The sequence below is a fragment of the Enterobacter ludwigii genome (assembly GCF_001750725.1).
GTDB classification, from domain to species: Bacteria; Pseudomonadota; Gammaproteobacteria; order Enterobacterales; family Enterobacteriaceae; genus Enterobacter; species Enterobacter ludwigii.
Genome location: NZ_CP017279.1, coordinates 1,135,962 through 1,149,821, shown reverse-complemented (window position 1 = coordinate 1,149,821; position 13,860 = coordinate 1,135,962). Strand labels below are relative to the sequence as shown.

The window sequence follows — 13,860 nt, the reverse complement described above, 5'->3', positions numbered from 1 at the left end:
AGACAATGAATCACTACACACGCTGGCTTGCGCTGAAAGAAGAAAATCCGGGTCAATACGCACGTGACATCGCAGGCTTAATGAACATCAGCGAAGCAGAGCTGACCTTCGCCCGCGTGGGCCACGACGCCTGGCGCCTGCACGGCGACATCCGCGAAATCATCGGCGCGCTGGAAGCCGTGGGCGAGACCAAATGCATCTGTCGTAACGACTATGCAGTTCACGAGCAGGTGGGCGCGTTTACGCATCAACACCTTGGCGGCCACGCCGGGCTGGTACTGAATCCGCGGGCGCTGGATCTGCGCCTGTTTCTCAACCAGTGGGCGAGCGCGTTCCACATCAGTGAAACCACCGCCCGCGGTGAGCGTCAGAGCATTCAGTTCTTCGACCTTCAGGGCGATGCCCTGCTGAAAGTTTACACGACCGATAACACCGATATTTCTGCCTGGGGCGACCTGCTTACGCGCTTTATCTTTGCCGATAATCCGCCACTGGCGCTGAAGCATGCCGATGTCCCTGCCCACAACGAAAAGGCTGATGCCGCCCTCGTTGATCAGGAGTGGCGCGCCATGACCGACGTGCATCAGTTCTTCGGCCTGCTGAAGCGCCACAATCTGAGCCGCCAGCAGGCGTTTCGTCTGGTGGGCGACGATCTGGCCTGCAGGGTAGACAACACTGCTCTGGCACAGCTGCTGGAAACGGTCCGCCTGGAGGGGAATGAAATGATGATCTTCGTCGGCAACCGCGGCTGCGTGCAGATCTTTACCGGCGTGGTGGAAAACGTCGTCCTGATGAAAGGCTGGCTCAACATCTTCAACCCAACCTTTACCCTGCATCTGCAGGATACGTCCATCGCCGAAACATGGGTGACGCGTAAACCCACCGCTGACGGGCACGTCACCAGCCTGGAGCTCTTTGCCGCCGACGGGACGCAAATCGCTCAGCTGTACGGTCAACGCAGCGAAGGTGAACCAGAGCAGCGTCAGTGGCGCAGCCAGGTCGACGCCCTGACCCGAAAAGGGCTGGCCGCATGAAAAAATGGCTCTCCCTGCTCTGCGCCCTGCCGCTGGTGACGTTCGCGGCCACACCGCAGAAAATTGTCGCCCTGGGGGGTGACGTGACTGAGATTGTTTATGCCCTTGGCGCGGGATCGTCACTGGTTGCCCGCGACAGCACCAGCCAGTGGCCGCAGGCGGCGAACGCCCTGCCCGACGTCGGCTATTTGCGCCAGCTTAACGCGGAGGGGATTTTATCCATGCGCCCGACGCTGGTGCTGGCCAGTGCCCAGGCGCAGCCCTCGCTGGCGTTAAAACAGGTCGAGCAAAGTCACGTCAGGGTCGTCACCGTTCCCGACAGTCATGACCTGAGCGTGATTGACGAAAAGGTGCGAGTCATTGCCGAAGCGACGCATCGCGAAGCACAGGGTGACGCATTGCGCGCCAGGCTGCGCCAGGCGCTGGCAGCCCTGCCCACCTCGCCACTCGACAAACGGGTACTGTTTATCCTCAACCACGGCGGGATGACCGCGATGGCTGCCGGACAACAGACCGCCGCGGATGCAGCCATTCGCGCAGCGGGTTTGCAAAACGCGATGCAGGGCTTTACCCGTTATCAGCCGCTGTCCCAGGAAGGCGTGATTGCCAGCCAGCCTGACCTTGTCGTGATTTCACAGGATGGCGTAAAGGCATTGGGTGGCGAAGCGAATGTGTGGACACTTCCCGGCCTGGCGCAAACGCCGGCGGGACGGAACAGGCAGGTGCTGGCCATCGACGATATGGCGCTGCTGGGCTTTAGCGTGCGCACGCCGCAGGCCATACAGCAATTGCGCACCCGGGCGGAGCAACTGCCCTGATGTCCCGACGGATCGCGTTGTCGCTGTGGATGCTGGCCGCCATCCTGACGATCATGACGCTGGCGGCCTCCGGGGCTGGCGCACTGCATCTGCCGGTCAGTCTGCTGTGGCGCGGCAGTGATGAAACCCTGCGTCAGATCTGGCTGACCATTCGTCTCCCCCGGGTTCTGCTGGCGCTGGTCACCGGCGGCTCGCTGGCGCTGGCAGGCTGCGTAATGCAGGGGCTTTTTCGTAATCCGCTGGCGGATCCGGGGCTGCTTGGGATCAGCAGCGGCGCGGCGCTGGCCGTGGCGCTGTGGGTGGTCATTCCCCTCTCGCTCCCCGCGCTGATGATGCTTTACGCTCCCATGATCGCGGCATTTGGGGGTGCGCTGGCGGCCACTTTCGTCATTTTCGTCCTAAGCCAGCAGCGTAACAGCACACTTTCACGGCTGTTACTGGTGGGCATTGCCCTCAATGCCCTGTGCGGTGCGGCAGTCGGCGTACTGTCATGGCTCAGCAATGATGCCCAGCTTCGCCAGCTCTCCCTCTGGGGCATGGGCAGCCTGGGTCAGGCGCAGTGGTCTACGCTGCTGGCCGTCACCTCGCTGATGGTGCCAGGCGTTCTGATGATCTGGCATCTTGCCTGCGCGCTCAATTTACTGCAGCTGGGTGAAGAAGAAGCGCACTACCTTGGCGTGGCGGTAGTGAAGGTACAGCGGATCCTGTTGCTGTGCAGCGCCTTACTGGTTGCCGCCGCGGTTGCCGTCAGCGGGGTGATTGGTTTTGTCGGTCTGGTGGTGCCGCACCTGATACGGATGTGGCTGGGCGCCGATCACCGAGCCGTGATCCCCGGCTCCGTACTGGCCGGGGCGTCGCTGCTGCTGGTTGCCGATACGGTGGCGCGCACGCTGGTCGCACCGGCTGAAATGCCGGTCGGTTTACTGACCAGTCTCTTCGGCGCGCCGTGGTTCCTGTGGCTCATTTTTCGTCGTGGAGGCGCACATGGCTGAACGCTACCGCGCGGAACGTCTTGTTTATCAGGTCGGGCAACGGACGCTTATCAACGACGTGTCGCTGGCGTTATCTCCGGGGGAAATGGTGGCGTTGATCGGGCCTAACGGTGCCGGAAAATCGACGTTACTGCGCCTGCTCACAGGCTATCTCACGCCTTCTGGCGGGCAATGCAGCCTGGCGGGTACGCCGCTTGAGGCGTGGCGCCCGCAAAAGCTTTCACGCCGCCGGGCAGTGATGCGCCAGAATACGCAGCTCGGATTCGACTGGCCGGTCGACGCGGTGGTGGGTATGGGCCGCGCGCCCTGGACGCGCTACCCGGAAGCCCCGGTTGTCGAAGCCGTAATGGCGATAACGGGCTGCCTGCCCCTCGCAGACCGACGCTTTTCGGCCCTCTCCGGTGGCGAGCAACAACGGATCCAGCTCGCCCGCGCCCTGGCGCAGCTCTGGCATGACGGCGGTCCGCGCGGCTGGCTGTTTCTCGATGAACCCACTTCCGCGCTGGATCTTTACCACCAGCAGCATCTGCTGCGGTTGTTGAAATCCCTGACCCGTCAGGGCGATTTTCACGTGTGCGTGGTGCTGCACGACCTCAATCTGGCAGCGCTGTGGGCGGACCGGATCCTGCTGCTGCATAACGGCACGCTGGTTTCTCAGGGCACGCCGGAAACGGTTTTACAGGCCGACGCGCTGGCCCGGTGGTATGGCGCGCAGGTATACGTTGGCCCACATCCGGTTCACGCCTCACCGCAGGTGTTTCTCGCGCCCTGACCGGGCTGATAAAAATCTTTCAGCGTCTCGAGCAGGGCATGCGCCGCTTTTGAAAGCTGCGTGTGCCCGGGGTGGATCACGCCGATGCATTTTTCAATCGGCGGGTTATCGAGTGGAATACAGACCGCGCCTAACGAGGTCATCTGCGCCTCACACAGTGCCGGGACCGCACTGCCGCCCAGACCGCTGGCGACCATTCTGCCCACCGTCACCAGCTGATGGCTCTCCAGCGCCACATCCAGTTTACGACCGCTGCGGGCCAGCTCCTCTTCCATCATCAGACGAACGGCCGAAGGGCGCTGCAGGGTAATGAAATCCAGCGTCAGTAGCGCCTCCCATGACAGGCGTTTTTTGGCTGCCAGAGCGGATGATTTCGGCACAATGGCGACAAATCGATCGAGACCCAGCGGCGTAAAAAGCAGGTTATGGGTCGGCGCCGGTTCAAACGCGATCCCCATCTCAACCCGCCCTTCCCGCACCATTTCAATTACCTGCTCGTTGATAACATCGTGCACGGTGACGTTGATCCCGGCGTGGCGATCGCGAAACGCCTTGAGCACCTCCGGCAGGACATTCGCCGCAAATGACGGCATCGCCGCGACTGAGATTTTGCCGCGCTGCAGCGTAAAGCACTGATGCATGGCCTCTTCGGCGTTATCCCAGTCCGCCAGCAGCTGCCGCGCCATCGGTAAAAAGGTCTCCCCTTCCTGCGTCAGCGCCACCTTGCGGGTGCTGCGCTGCAACAGCGGTCCCCCCAGCGCCTCCTCCAGGCCCTTGATCGTCAGGCTAAGCGCCGGCTGGGAAAGATTCAGCCGTTCACTGGCATGCGCGAAATTCAGAGTGTGAGCTACCGCTAAAAACGCGCGTAACTGTTTGACACTCATTCTCATTTTTCACCTTGTTAACTAATTGAAAAAATTTAGTTAACAAGAAATTAATAAAAAAACCAAATGAGTGGGTCACAAATTCAAAATTAACAAATGAGTCGCCGCCCCTAATGATACCGGCACGGATAACGGGAGGGATGATTATGGCGGGACTGGATAAGCGCGTCGGCAGCTATGCGCAGGCGCTGGACGGGCTGATGGACGGAATGACATTGCTGGCAGGCGGCTTCGGCCTGTGCGGCATTCCTGAGAACCTGATTGCCGAAGTCAGACGCCGTCAGGTGCAGGGGCTGACGGTGGTTTCAAACAACTGCGGCGTCGATGGTTTTGGTCTCGGGATACTCCTTGAGACGCGCCAGGTACGAAAAGTGGTGGCGTCGTACGTGGGCGAAAACGCGCTGTTCGAACAACAGGTGTTGAGCGGCGAGCTGGAAGTGGAACTCACCCCACAGGGAACCCTGGCAGAAAAGGTTCGCGCTGGCGGAGCGGGTATTCCGGCGTTTTACACGGCCACCGGCTATGGCACCCCCGTAGCTGCTGGCAAGGAAGTTCGCCAGTTTGCCGGCAAGCATTATGTTCTCGAAGAGGCCATCACCGGCGATTTTGCGCTGATCAAGGGCTGGAAAGCGGACTGGTACGGCAACGTTATCTATCGCCATACCGCGCAAAACTTTAACCCGCTGATGGCCACCGCGGGCCGGATAACGGTGGTGGAAGTGGAAGAGATCGTCGCCCCGGGCGAACTGCCCCCGTCGGCCATTCATACCCCGGGGATCTACGTCGACAGGCTGATTGTCGGCCAGTTCGAGAAACGCATTGAACAGCGCACGCTGCGCGCAGAGGGAGTCTGAAGATGTTAACCCGTGAACAGATGGCCATGCGCGTCGCCCGAGAACTGCGCGACGGTTACTACGTCAACCTGGGGATAGGGATCCCGACCCTTGTGGCGAACTATATTCCGGCGGGAATGGACGTAATGCTCCAGTCTGAAAACGGCCTGCTGGGGATGGGAGCCTTTCCGGATGAGCAGAGCCTTGACGCCGACATGATCAACGCCGGTAAGCAGACCGTCACCGCGAGGATCGGTGCCGCCATCTTCGACTCGGCTCAGTCGTTCGCCATGATCCGGGGTGGCCATGTTGACCTGACCGTACTCGGGGCGTTCGAAGTGGATGTCGAAGGCAACATCGCCTCGTGGATGATCCCGGGCAAGATGGTGAAAGGGATGGGAGGCGCGATGGATCTGGTCGCCGGGGCGCAGAACATCATTGTGGTGATGACCCATGCCGCAAAAAACGGAGAGTCAAAACTGCTGCCGCGCTGCACGCTGCCGTTGACCGGCGCTGGCTGTATCCGTCGGGTGTTAACCGACCTTGCGTTGCTGGAGATTGAAGACGGCGCGTTCATTCTGCGGGAATACGCCCCCGGCGTCAGTATTGACGACATCGTCAGTAAAACAGCCGGGAAAATCATCGTGGCGGACGACGTGCGCGAGATGCGCTTCAACTGAGGAGTGAACATGAATGAGGTCATGATTGTCGGGGCCACGCGAACCCCTGTAGGCAGTTTTCGCGGATCGCTCTCCTCCCTTTCCGCGGTTGAACTGGGTGCCGTAGCGGTTCGTCGCCTGCTTGAGAACAGCCAGCTGTGCGCAGATCAGGTAGACGAACTGATTTTCGGTCAGGTGCTGACGGCAGGGTGCGGACAAAACCCCGCCCGTCAGACCGCTCTCACGGCCGGATTGCCCGTCAGTACCCCCGCGACAACCGCCAATCTGGTGTGCGGTGCTGGTTTAAAAGCGGTGCAGCTCGCCGCGCAGGCTATCCGCTGCGGCGATGCCGACGTGGTTATCGCTGGCGGCCAGGAGAGCATGAGCAATGCCCCTTACCTGCTGGACGGTGCGCGGTCAGGGTTGCGTTTTGGTCATACAGGGTTGCAGGACAGCATGATAACGGACGGCCTGTGGGACGCATTTAACGATTATCACATGGGCATCACCGCGGAAAACGTTGCCCGCCAGTATGGTATCTCCCGCGAGCAGCAGGACGCTTTTGCCGCCCGGTCGCAGCAAAAAGCGGCGTCGGCCATTGCGCGCGGTCTGTTTGACGCGGAGATGGCTCCGGTCACGGTGAGCGAGGGTAAAAAGCCGCCGCGCCTGGTCAGCAGTGATGAACAACCCCGGCCGGGAACCACCGCTGAGCAACTCGCTCAGTTGCGCCCTGCCTTTCGTCGTGAAGATGGAACGGTCACTGCGGGTAATGCCTCAACCCTGAACGATGGTGCCGCTGCGGTGCTGTTGATGAGCGGTGAAAAAGCGCGGGAAAGCGGATTACCGATCCTGGGACGGGTCGTGAGTTATGCCGTGACCGGCGTTGATCCATCGGTGATGGGCATCGGGCCGGTCAGCGCCTGCCAGACGGCTCTGGCCCGGGCAGGCTGGGCGCTGGATGAGGTGGACGTCATTGAAGCGAATGAAGCCTTTGCCGCACAGGCGCTGGCCGTTGGCAAACTGCTCGGCTGGGATGAACGTAAGGTGAACGTAAACGGTGGTGCGATTGCGCTTGGCCACCCTATCGGCGCTTCTGGCTGTCGGATCCTCGTCACGCTGCTGCATGAGATGCAACGCCGCGACGCGAAAAAAGGGCTCGTCACCCTGTGTGTGGGAGGTGGGCAAGGCATTGCATTAACCCTTGCGCGCTAACCGCGCCCGGACATCTCGTTGGTACCCGAATATAACAATGATAGTGAGGAGTCATAATGAGTGTGTTGATTGCCCTGGCGGCGCTGGCATTGCTGATGCTCGCGGCCTATCGCGGATACAGCGTTATTCTTTTTGCCCCCATCGCGGCGCTGGGTGCCGTGCTGCTGACCGACCCGGGGGCCGTCGGCCCGACGTTTACCGGTCTGTTTATGGAAAAGATGGTCGGCTTCGTCAAGCTCTACTTCCCGGTGTTCCTGCTGGGTGCCGTGTTTGGCAAGCTGATTGAGCTTTCCGGTTTCTCACGCGCTATCGTCGCTGCAGCGATCCAGATCCTCGGGCGCCGCCATGCGATTCCGGTCATTGTGCTGGTGTGTGCATTGTTAACGTACGGCGGCGTTTCGCTCTTCGTGGTGGCCTTTGCCGTCTATCCTTTTGCAGCCGAGCTGTTCCGCCAGAGCGGCATCCCCAAACGTCTTATCCCGGCAACCGTGGCTCTGGGTGCGTTCTCGTTTACCATGGACGCCCTGCCCGGCACGCCGCAGATCCAGAACATTATCCCCACCAGCTTCTTTGGCACTAACGCCTGGGCTGCCCCGTGGCTTGGTCTGATTGGCTCGCTGTTTATCCTCTGTTTTGGCCTGCTCTGGCTGGAGCGTCAGCGGCGAAAGGCGCTCAACAACAATGAGGGCTACGGTTTCGATCTGAAAAATGAACCTGAAACGCCGGACAACATTAATCTGCCCCATCCGCTGATCGCCATTTCCCCTCTGCTGCTGGTCGGGATCCTCAACCTGCTGTTTACCCGCTGGATCCCCGGCTGGTACGGGACGCAACATGAGCTTATCCTGCCCGGACTGGCGAAGCCGATTGTCACCGAGGTCAGCAAAATCACCGCCATCTGGGCCGTGGAAGCGGCGCTGATCGCGGGTATTGTCATGGTACTGCTTTTTGGATTTCGCAATATCCGGGGACGGCTGGCAGAAGGCAGCCGGACGGCGGTCAGCGGCGCCATTCTGGCGGCAATGAATACCGCATCTGAATACGGTTTCGGGGCGGTGATCGCTGCGCTGCCCGGTTTTCTGGTCTTATCCAAAGCGCTCGCCGCTATCCCGAACCCGTTGCTCAACGAAGCCATCAGCGTGACCGTGCTTGCCGGGATCACCGGTTCGGCGTCGGGCGGGATGAGCATCGCCCTTGCGGCCATGGCCGATACGTTTGTCGCGGCCGCCCACGCAGCCAATATCCCTCTGGAGGTTCTCCACCGCGTGGCCTCGATGGCCAGCGGCGGCATGGATACGCTTCCCCATAACGGGGCCGTGATAACGTTGCTTGCCATTACGGGTCTGAGCCATCGTCAGGCGTATGGCGGCATTTTCGCTATCACTCTCATCAAAAGTCTGGCGGTGCTTTTTGTCATTGCCGTGTTCTATCTCACCGGCATTGTGTAAGGAGAATAAAATGAATCTGAACGGTAAAACCGCACTGGTGACCGGCTCGACCAGTGGTATTGGACTTGGGATCGCTGGCGTGCTGGCGAAGGCCGGCGCGCAGTTGATTCTTAACGGTTTCGGCGACAGTGAATCGGCAAGAGACGAAATCGCGAAACGGGGTAAAACGCCGGGCTATCACGATGCGGACCTGCGTGACGTCCAGCAGATTGAAGCCATGATGCACTACGCCGAAACCCGGTATGGTGGAGTCGATATTCTGATCAACAACGCCGGTATACAGCACGTCGCACCTGTTGATGCGTTCCCGGTGGAGAAATGGAACGACATTATCGCCATCAACCTCTCTTCCGTCTTTCACACCAGCCGGCTGGCGCTGCCTGCAATGCAGGCGAAAAACTGGGGGCGCATCATTAATATCGCCTCCGTGCATGGGTTGGTCGCGTCGAAAGAGAAATCCGCCTATGTTGCCGCCAAGCATGGCGTGGTGGGCTTTACCAAATCCCTGGCGCTGGAGACCGCCCGCACCGGTATAACCGCCAATGCCATCTGCCCGGGCTGGGTGCTGACCCCGCTGGTGCAGCAGCAAATCGACAGACGTATTGCCGATGGCGTCGCACCGGATGTCGCTCGTGAGCAACTGCTGGCAGAGAAACAGCCCGCCGGCGAGTTTGTTACGCCGGAACAGCTAGGCGAGCTGGCGTTGTTTTTGTGCAGTGACAGCGCCGTACAGGTCCGCGGCGCCGCCTGGAATATGGATGGCGGATGGGTCGCACAGTGACCGCGGTATCGGCATAAAAAAACCTGGCACCGCAAGGTGTCAGGTTTTGTCCGCCCGGGCTAGCTCGAACAGCTCACTTCAAGGCGTTTTCCCCAGTCCGGCGGACGGCTGACATAGTCGTCATCACGGTCAGCAAACGGCGTACGCAGAGCCACATGCAGGCGATGTAATTCGTCATACTCACCCTGTTCTGCCTGTTCAATGGCCCGCTGCGCCAGCCAGATGCGCAACACCATCGCCGGGTTCGCCGCGTTCATTTGCGCCTGCCGGGTTGCGTCGTCGACCTGCTCTTGCTGCAATCGCGCACGGTAAAGCGCAAACCAGTCGTCAAAGCCCTGCCTGTCAATGAACTCGTCGCGCAGCGGTGAGGCACTACTGTGTTGCTCAGTCTGGCTCAGCATCCGGAAGGTGCGGGTGTAATCGCTGCCTTCACGTTCCATGAGTGCAAACAGAGCGTTCAGGATGTCGTTATCGCCCCTCTCCTGCGTCACCAGCCCCAGTTTGTTGCGCATCAACGCGCCGTATTCGCGCAGTAAAATGTCCTGGTAGCTGTCGAGCGCATCATTCAGGGCATCAACGTCGATAAACGGCGACAGAGTTTGCGCAAGGCGCTGCAGGTTCCACAGGCCAACAGCCGGCTGATTGTCGAAACTGTAACGTCCCTGATAGTCAGAATGGTTGCAGATGTACCCCGGCTGATAGTCATCAAGGAAGCCAAACGGACCGTAATCAAAGGTCAACCCGAGAAGCGACATGTTGTCCGTGTTCATCACCCCATGGGCAAACCCGACCGTCTGCCAGCGGGCAATCATGGTTGCGGTACGGGCTACCACATCGCGGAACCAGAGAATGTACTTATCGGCCTCGTCCTGGAAATGAGACCAGTGATGACGAATGGCATAATCCGCAAGCTGGCGGACTTTTTCCGGCTCACGACGATAATAAAAGTGTTCAAAGTGGCCAAAACGCAGATGGCTTTGCGCAACGCGCATAAGCATCGCCCCTTTTTCCATCGTTTCACGAGCCACCGGGGTGTCACTGGTTACAATCGACAGTGCGCGGGTGGTGGGGATCCCCAGCGCATGCATCGCTTCTGATGCCAGACATTCGCGAATAGTCGAACGCAATACCGCGCGCCCGTCGCCCATTCGAGAGTAAGGGGTCAGGCCGGCCCCCTTCAGGTGCCAGTCCACCGTCTCCCCGTTGGGCAGCCGTTGTTCGCCCAGCAGAATCCCCCGGCCATCGCCCAGTTGTCCTGCCCAGACGCCAAACTGATGTCCGCTATAGACCTGAGCCAGAGGCTGCATACCGGCAAGCAGCGTTTCGCCTCCCCAGACGCCAGCGCCGTCGGAGGGCTGAAACATCTCAGGTGGAACAGCCAGCTCATCTGCCAGCCGATCGTTATGCCAGATAAGACGGGAATTTTGTAACGGTGTGGGTTTGAGTGCGGTATAAAAACCCGGCAACTCGTCATGCCAGTGAGCAGTAAAAGACAGGGTCATAGGTCCTCCTGCTTTTAGTGTAGAGGGTTTACCCGGACTTAAACACGGGCGAAAGAGAGGGTTATCACTGAACGAGCGTGGTGACGTGCTCTGCAGAGACGGCTGGCCAGAGCGCCCCCTGCATTGCGCCAAAGTTAAAGGACAAGACGCGCTGCAATAAACCGTGGTCATCAATGCCGCCGACGAGCACGGACTGACAGTGAGGCGTTATTTGCCAGAGGATTGCGCGCATAAAAGGCTCAAAAGAGAGTTCAGAAGCACGCTGCTGGATAAATCCCTTGTCGAGAATGACCCGTTTAAACAATCCATCATAAACGGCTTTCAACGACGCTGCGCCTGCGCCAAAGTTTGCCAGCACCAGCGGAAAATGGATTGCCATTCTCGCCAGTTGCAGATCGTCCTTCCCGTTATTTAAACCTGGATAATTCTCATTAACAGTAAACTCAAGAAACGGATAACGCTCAAGTATTGAAACAGCGTTCCCATTACTTAATAAAAATTCAACAATTACAGGTGTAATATTGATCCATGCAATTAACTGATGCTGAATAAAAAACAGTTTACAGGTATCAAGCAATTGCAGTTTCTCGTTAAACAACGCTAACTCTTCTTCAGCAGAAAGCCGCGGGATAACGAGTTCGGTGGGGATCCGAACGTGGGTACCGACGCCAGTAAAGTTAACCAGAACCTCTAAACCTTTAAGCTCGCCGGCGCTATTACGGGCAGGCAGAAGCATCAGTTCAGACTGGTAAGCATTATCTAGCGTAATAATCATTGCACTCGCCCCGCATTAAAGATGAGAGAGGACATCCTGGAGCAATTGCCGACACAATTCCACTGTCTTGATTTTAATAAGATTAATTTCATTAGTTCCGTATTATTTTTCAGATTTATCCCTGAATCTAAAATAATCTTATCCTGGTTGCTCAGTAATAGCCAGTTTTAGATAAAACAGACACCTGAGGAGATAAGTCATTTTTCGTAAATTTAACTTTAAACCTCTTATTTGAGAAAAAATGGCATGATTTATTAGTTATCATGCCATCATAAGAGACTGCTCTTTGACAGACTAAATACGTCGTGCCTGCCAGAAGTTTTTACGCCAGTAAACATTATCGAGCGACGAGCGCATCACCCCACGACTGGTCGAGGCGTGAATAAACTGATTATCGGTATCATAAATACCGACGTGAAGCCCACTGTCACCCGAGCCGGTTTTGAAAAAAACCAGGTCGCCGGGCAGCAAATCATCTTTATTGATTTCCGTGCCAATTTCCGCCTGTTTGCGTGTTTCGCGCGGAAGCTGTAAATCAAACTTATCGCGAAACGTCATCAGAACAAAGCCAGAACAATCTACGCCCCCACGGCTCATGCCTCCATAACGATAGGGCGTGCCGCGCCAGTTGCTCAGCTGATCGTTAAGGCTGGCAATGACGGTAATAGAATCTGAAAGCCGCGGGTTAGGCGGCGGCGCACGATGGCTACTGCATCCCGCAAGAAATAACGCGGCCATCAGGAGAAACCAGAATCGCATTTTCAGACGAATCCTCTGCTTTTTTTGTTCTTTTCGTAATTTAGCGTGCAACGGCGTTAACAGGCAAGAAACGGTTACGCCTGCACGGTAGAAATCAGCATCTTATGCCCTTCTATATCCAGCCTGCGGAAAGACATATTGTACGCGCGGGCAAGATTTGGCGGCGTCAATACCGCATCGCGCGTGCCGCTGGCAATCATCTTTCCTCGCGCCAACAGCCACACCCGGTGGGCGTGACGCAGCGTATGGTTCAGGTCATGACTGCTCATGACCACGCCGATCCCTTTTCTGCTCAGGGAGCTTAACAGGGTGTCCAGCGCGGCCTGCTGTGCCACATCCAGACCGCTCATCGGTTCATCCAGAAGCAGCAGTCTGCCATGGGGATTGCCGGCCGGGTGAATCTGCAAAATGACGGCCGCGAGACGCACGCGCTGCCACTCGCCCCCGGAAAGCTGGCTGGCATGCCGGGACAGTTTATCTTCTAGCCCTAATCCCGCCGCCACCTCAGTGAGCAGCGACGTATGCTGTTTATCGTGCAGATGCAGCATCAGGTAGTGCCAGACGGGCATCGCAAAGGGCGGGACCTGCTGCTGCACCAGATAACTGCGCCTGTGCGCCAGCGAGACTGGCGACCAGTCAGCAAGGTTATGCTCCAGCAGGGTTATCTCCCCCGCGCCGGCGGTCAGCCCTGCCATGCGCGCCAGTAAGGTGCTTTTTCCTGCGCCGTTCGGCCCGACAAGATGCAGGATTTCGCCTGCATTGATGGCACCGGTTATCGGCTCCAGACGCCCCGTATCGGCGACGTCCGTGAGCTGCATCAGCAACGTCATTATTTCGCCAGCGCCAGCTTGATAGACTCCATCACAATCGGATCTTCAGGCGTCATGTCCGGTGAAAAACGCTGCACCACCTGTCCGTCACGACCAATGAGGAATTTTTCAAAATTCCACAGGATATCGTCCGGATAGAGCGGCGCGCGTCCTTTACTGGCCATGCGCTCATAAAAACCGCTACCTTCCGGCGCAACGGCGGTCGGCGCGGCCGCCACCAGCTTCGCATACAGGGGATGACGATGTTCACCGTTAACGTCGATTTTGCTGAACATCGGGAACGTCACACCGTAGGTGGTGCTGCAAAACGTTTTGATTTCGTCTTCGCTGCCCGGCTCCTGGCCCAGGAACTGGTTGCACGGGAAGCCCAGCACGGTGAAACCGTCTTTCTCCCAGGCTTTTTGAATGTTTTCCAGCTGCTCATACTGCGGCGTCAGGCCACATTTGGAGGCCACATTCACGATGAGCAGCACGTTGCCTTTATAGCTTTCCAGCGTGGTTTTCTCACCCTCAATGGTGGTCACTTCGGTATTCAAAATATCAGACTGCATAGCATTCCCT

General features: G+C 58.2%; 15 protein-coding genes. 9 read left to right on the top strand and 6 right to left on the bottom strand.

The window, feature by feature from the left end; translation table 11 throughout:
* Positions 1 to 5: 5 nt before the first annotated feature.
* From BH714_RS05490 to BH714_RS05475, 4 genes are read left to right on the top strand one after another with little or no spacing between them, the layout of a single operon-like run.
* Positions 6 to 1,034: a hemin-degrading factor gene (locus BH714_RS05490; RefSeq protein ID WP_040017271.1), complete on the top strand. Its 1,029-nt coding sequence runs from the start codon at positions 6 to 8 to the stop codon at positions 1,032 to 1,034.
* A complete protein-coding gene (locus tag BH714_RS05485; RefSeq protein WP_040017270.1) occupies positions 1,031 to 1,852 on the top strand; it encodes a heme/hemin ABC transporter substrate-binding protein in 822 nt (273 codons plus the stop codon). The genes BH714_RS05490 and BH714_RS05485 overlap by 4 nt, the downstream gene beginning before the upstream one ends.
* Entirely contained in the window at positions 1,852 to 2,844 is a 993-nt protein-coding gene (locus tag BH714_RS05480; protein WP_040017268.1) for a FecCD family ABC transporter permease, read from the top strand. Before BH714_RS05485 ends, BH714_RS05480 begins: the two co-directional genes overlap by 1 nt.
* Positions 2,837 to 3,616: a heme ABC transporter ATP-binding protein gene (locus BH714_RS05475; protein WP_040017267.1), complete on the top strand. Its 780-nt coding sequence runs from the start codon at positions 2,837 to 2,839 to the stop codon at positions 3,614 to 3,616. Before BH714_RS05480 ends, BH714_RS05475 begins: the two co-directional genes overlap by 8 nt.
* Here the strand turns inward: BH714_RS05475 and BH714_RS05470 are convergent.
* A complete protein-coding gene (locus tag BH714_RS05470; protein WP_020884395.1) occupies positions 3,583 to 4,506 on the bottom strand; it encodes a LysR family transcriptional regulator in 924 nt (307 codons plus the stop codon). The genes BH714_RS05475 and BH714_RS05470 overlap by 34 nt on opposite strands.
* A 140-nt stretch (positions 4,507 to 4,646) precedes the next feature.
* Between BH714_RS05470 and BH714_RS05465 the strand changes: the two genes are divergently transcribed.
* From BH714_RS05465 to BH714_RS05445, 5 genes are read left to right on the top strand one after another with little or no spacing between them, the layout of a single operon-like run.
* Positions 4,647 to 5,354, top strand: coding sequence for a CoA transferase subunit A (locus tag BH714_RS05465; RefSeq protein WP_040019020.1), 708 nt, complete (start codon positions 4,647 to 4,649; stop codon positions 5,352 to 5,354).
* A gap of 2 nt (positions 5,355 to 5,356) precedes the next feature.
* Positions 5,357 to 6,013 carry a CoA transferase subunit B gene (locus BH714_RS05460; protein WP_014169704.1) on the top strand — a complete coding sequence of 219 codons (657 nt, stop codon included), beginning with the start codon at positions 5,357 to 5,359 and terminating at the stop codon, positions 6,011 to 6,013.
* A 9-nt stretch (positions 6,014 to 6,022) separates the two neighbouring features.
* Positions 6,023 to 7,204, top strand: coding sequence for an acetyl-CoA C-acetyltransferase (locus tag BH714_RS05455; protein ID WP_040017266.1), 1,182 nt, complete (start codon positions 6,023 to 6,025; stop codon positions 7,202 to 7,204).
* Positions 7,205 to 7,257: 53 nt separating this feature from the next.
* A complete protein-coding gene (locus tag BH714_RS05450) occupies positions 7,258 to 8,652 on the top strand; it encodes a GntP family permease (RefSeq protein WP_176399550.1) in 1,395 nt (464 codons plus the stop codon).
* Between the two features lie 10 nt (positions 8,653 to 8,662).
* Positions 8,663 to 9,433, top strand: a complete 771-nt coding sequence (locus BH714_RS05445) for a 3-hydroxybutyrate dehydrogenase (protein WP_032681201.1) — start codon at positions 8,663 to 8,665, stop codon at positions 9,431 to 9,433.
* Between the two features lie 59 nt (positions 9,434 to 9,492).
* Here the strand turns inward: BH714_RS05445 and selO are convergent, their stop codons facing one another.
* The 5 genes from selO to BH714_RS05420 form a co-directional block, all read right to left on the bottom strand.
* The gene (selO, locus tag BH714_RS05440; RefSeq protein WP_040017263.1) at positions 9,493 to 10,935 is read right to left on the bottom strand and encodes a protein adenylyltransferase SelO; all 1,443 of its coding nucleotides are present in this window, start codon (positions 10,933 to 10,935) and stop codon (positions 9,493 to 9,495) included.
* Between the two features lie 64 nt (positions 10,936 to 10,999).
* On the bottom strand, positions 11,000 to 11,710 hold the full coding sequence (locus tag BH714_RS05435; protein WP_020884402.1) for an EAL domain-containing protein: 711 nt from the start codon (positions 11,708 to 11,710) through the stop codon (positions 11,000 to 11,002).
* 294 nt (positions 11,711 to 12,004) lie between these two features.
* Positions 12,005 to 12,469 carry an NlpC/P60 family protein gene (locus tag BH714_RS05430; RefSeq protein ID WP_040017261.1) on the bottom strand — a complete coding sequence of 155 codons (465 nt, stop codon included), beginning with the start codon at positions 12,467 to 12,469 and terminating at the stop codon, positions 12,005 to 12,007.
* 74 nt (positions 12,470 to 12,543) lie between these two features.
* Positions 12,544 to 13,299: a vitamin B12 ABC transporter ATP-binding protein BtuD gene (gene btuD / locus BH714_RS05425; protein WP_032677976.1), complete on the bottom strand. Its 756-nt coding sequence runs from the start codon at positions 13,297 to 13,299 to the stop codon at positions 12,544 to 12,546.
* The gene (locus BH714_RS05420; protein ID WP_014169696.1) at positions 13,299 to 13,850 is read right to left on the bottom strand and encodes a glutathione peroxidase; all 552 of its coding nucleotides are present in this window, start codon (positions 13,848 to 13,850) and stop codon (positions 13,299 to 13,301) included. The genes btuD and BH714_RS05420 overlap by 1 nt, the downstream gene beginning before the upstream one ends.
* Between the last annotated feature and the right edge of the window lie 10 nt (positions 13,851 to 13,860).